The organism is Nocardioides sp. (genome assembly GCF_029937575.1).
In the GTDB taxonomy this organism is placed as follows: domain Bacteria; phylum Actinomycetota; class Actinomycetes; order Propionibacteriales; family Nocardioidaceae; genus Nocardioides.
Window position 1 is genome coordinate 1 of record NZ_JAPYPS010000129.1, and the last position, 3,156, is coordinate 3,156.

General features: G+C 71.3%; 3 protein-coding genes. All 3 read right to left on the minus strand.

From position 1 onward, the window contains the following. Nucleotides 1-107 precede the first annotated feature (107 nt). Genes Q1K33_RS20675 through Q1K33_RS20685 form a run of 3 tightly spaced genes read right to left on the minus strand, consistent with a single transcriptional unit; the run spans nt 108 to nt 2,975 of the window. Entirely contained in the window at nt 108-1,511 is a 1,404-nt protein-coding gene (locus tag Q1K33_RS20675; protein WP_300406814.1) for an NAD(P)(+) transhydrogenase (Re/Si-specific) subunit beta, read from the minus strand. Continuing rightward, the gene (locus Q1K33_RS20680) at nt 1,511-1,813 is read right to left on the minus strand and encodes an NAD(P) transhydrogenase subunit alpha (RefSeq protein WP_300406815.1); all 303 of its coding nucleotides are present in this window, start codon (nt 1,811-1,813) and stop codon (nt 1,511-1,513) included. Before Q1K33_RS20680 ends, Q1K33_RS20675 begins: the two co-directional genes overlap by 1 nt. 28 nt (nt 1,814-1,841) lie before the next feature. After that, nucleotides 1,842-2,975, minus strand: coding sequence for an NAD(P) transhydrogenase subunit alpha (locus Q1K33_RS20685; RefSeq protein WP_300406817.1), 1,134 nt, complete (start codon nt 2,973-2,975; stop codon nt 1,842-1,844). Nucleotides 2,976-3,156: the final 181 nt, after the last annotated feature.

The following is a 3,156-nucleotide window of genomic DNA, read 5'->3' on the forward strand; positions in this document are numbered from 1 at the left end:
GGTGGGGCGGGTGGGGGTGCTCACGGCGCACAATTGTGGAGTTGTGGCACGTCTTCGCGGCAGAACCCTTCCAGAACTCCACAATTGTGCCGTTTCGACACAGCCGCTCAGAGCGCCTTGACCGCGGCGAGCAGCTTGCCCATCGAGTCCTTGGCGTCGCCGAAGAGCAGCGTGGTGCGCGGGTCGAAGAGCAGCTCGTTCTCGATGCCGGCGAAGCCCGGGCGCATCGAGCGCTTCATGAAGACCACCTGACGCGCCTGGTCGACGTCGAGGATGGGCATCCCGTAGATCGGCGCGGACGGCGTCGTCCGGGCTGCGGGGTTGACCACGTCGTTGGCTCCCACGACCAGCACCACGTCGGTCTGCTTGAACTCGGCGTTGATGTCGTCCATCTCGACGAGCTGCTCGTAGGGCACCTGGGCCTCGGCCAGCAGGACGTTCATGTGGCCGGGCATGCGACCGGCCACGGGGTGGATGGCGTAGTCGACCTTCGTGCCGCGCTCGGCGAGGAGGTCGACGAGCTCGCGGAGGGTGTGCTGGGCCTGGGCGACCGCGAGCCCGTAGCCGGGGACGACGATCACTCTCTCGGCGTAGGCGAGCAGGATCGCGACGTCGCTCGGCCCCGCGCTGCGCACCGGCCGGTCGGAGGCCTCGCCCGCGCCGAGGGTGGAGCCGCCCTTGAGGGCGCCGAAGAGGATGTTGGGCACCGAGCGCCCCATCGCCCCGGCCATCAGCAACGTGAGGAACGTGCCGGACGCCCCCACCAGGGTGCCGGCCACCAGGAGCACGGTGTTCTGCAGGACGTAGCCGCCGGCCGCCACGGTCAGGCCGGTGAAGGCGTTGAGCAACGAGATGACGATCGGTACGTCGGCGCCGCCGACGGGCAGCACCAGCAGCACGCCCACGGCGAGACCCAGCAGTCCCAGGACGATGCCCGCCCAGACGGCCGGCTGCCCGACGATCAGTCCGGCCACCACCAGCGCCGCCACGAAGGCTCCGCCGAAGGCGATCGGGAGCCCGGGGAAGACGACCGGACGCGAGGTCATCAGCTCCTGCAGCTTGGCGAAGGTCACCGCCGAGCCGGAGAAGGAGACCGAGCCGACCAGGATCGTGAAGCCGGTGGCCACCAGGTAGGCGACGGGGATGTCGGCGCCGAGCTCGTCGAGCTCTGCGAGCCGGCGCAGCTCGAGCAGCGCGACGAGCGCTGCCGCCCCTCCGCCGACGCCGTTGAAGAGCGCCACCAGCTGGGGCATCTGGGTCATCTGCACCCGTTGCGCACCGATGACGCCGATCGCCGTACCGATCGCGATGGCGACCAGGATCAGCACCACGTGGTCGAGGTCTGCGTAGAAGAAGGGCAGCGCGCAGGCGACGGTCGCGGCACCGGCGCCGACGAGGTTGCCGACCCGGGCCGTCCTCGGGCCGGACAGCCCCTTGAGCGCGAGGATGAAGCCGACGGCGCAGAGCAGGAAGACCAGCTGGGCCCACGTGGGGATCGTGAGGCTCTCCATCAGTGCTCGGCCTCCTTGCGCGCGGCCGGCTTGCGGGTGAACATCTGCAGCATCCGGTCGGTCACCAGGAAGCCCCCGACCATGTTGACCGCGGCCAGCACGATCGCGGTCAGGGCGACGACGAGCGCGAACCCGTCCGCCTCCCCCGCGACCAGAACCGCGCCGAGCAGGATCACCCCGTGGATCGCGTTGGCCCCCGACATCAGCGGCGTGTGCAGGGTCGAGGAGACCTTGGAGATGACCTCGATCCCCACGAAGACGCTCAGCACGAAGAAGGTCAGCCAGGTGATGTCGTTGCTCACGGGTGCACCATCCTCTGCTCGCTCCTTCTCACGGTCCGACCTCCAGGGCCGCACGAGTCGGCTCGTGACGCACCTCGCCGCCGTGCGTGACGCAGGCGGCGCCGACGATCTCGTCGTCGAAGTCGAGGTGCAGCGCGGACTCATGGGTGAGCAGGTCGATCAGGCTGACGACGTTCTGGGCGTAGAGCCGTGAGGCGGGTCCGGGCATCTGGGCGGGCACGTTGGCGCCGCCCCACACCTGGGCGCCGCCTACCCGGACCACCTCGCCGGGCAGGGCTCCCTCGACGTTGCCGCCGGACTCGGCAGCCAGGTCGACCACGACCGAGCCGGCCTTCATCGCGGCGACCATCTCGGCGGTGACCAGCAGCGGCGCGCGGCGACCCGGCACCGCGGCGGTCGTGATCAGGGCGTCCGCAGCGGCGACGTACGGCGCGAGCAGCTCGCGCTGGCGCAGCGCCCGGGCCTCGGTCATCTCGCGGGCGTACCCGCCGGCACCGTCGAGGGCCTCCAGGTCGAGGTCGATCGGCTTGGCGCCCATCGAGGCGATCTCCTCGGCCGAGGAGGGCCGCACGTCGTAGGCGCGCACCACCGCCCCGAGCCGCTTCGCCGTCGCGATCGCCTGCAGCCCGGCGACACCCGCGCCGAGCACGACCACCTCGGCGGGCGGCACGGTGCCGGCAGCGGTCATGTTGAGCGGGAAGAAGCGCCGCAGCAGACCGGCCGCGACGATCGCGCAGCGGTAGCCGCTGACCAGCGACTGCGACGAGAGCGCGTCCATCGACTGCGCCCGCGAGATCCGCGGCACCAGCTCCATGGCGAAGCTCGTCGCACCGACGTCGCGCAGGTCGGCCACCATGCCGAGGTACGGCGAGTCGGCACCCACGGGCAGGAAGGACACCGTGGTCGCGCCCGCGCGCAGGCGTCGTACGGCGCCGGGCTCGAGCGGCTGGACCGACACGACCAGGTCGGCCGCGGGAAGCGGGTCGGGGTCGAGGGCGGCGCCGGCATCGGCGTACTCCTCGTCGGCGACCTGGGCTCCGCGCCCGGCGCCGGGCTCCACGACGACCTCGTGACCGAGCGCGACCAGACGCGCCACCAGCTCGGGCACCAGCGCGACGCGGGTCTCGCCCTCTCGGGTCTCCCGGGGCACCACGACTCTCACCCGGCGAACCTACCGGGCGAGACCGGCGTCACACCTGCGCCTCGGCCGTCGCTGCTCGGAAAGTTGAGATCGTCCGCCGCCGAGCGATGAGTTCGGCCGTCGACGCCGGTCGGCACGTGGAGGCACACTAGATGACAAATTCCAAGGGGTGTCAGTGGTCGTAGGCGGTGAGTGAGCGTCG

Bases quoted from the DNA above. Each gene is read 5' to 3' on its own strand.
- Q1K33_RS20675 (WP_300406814.1), bottom strand. From the start codon at position 1,511: ATGGAGAGCCTCACGATCCCCACGTGGGCCCAGCTGGTCTTCCTGCTC.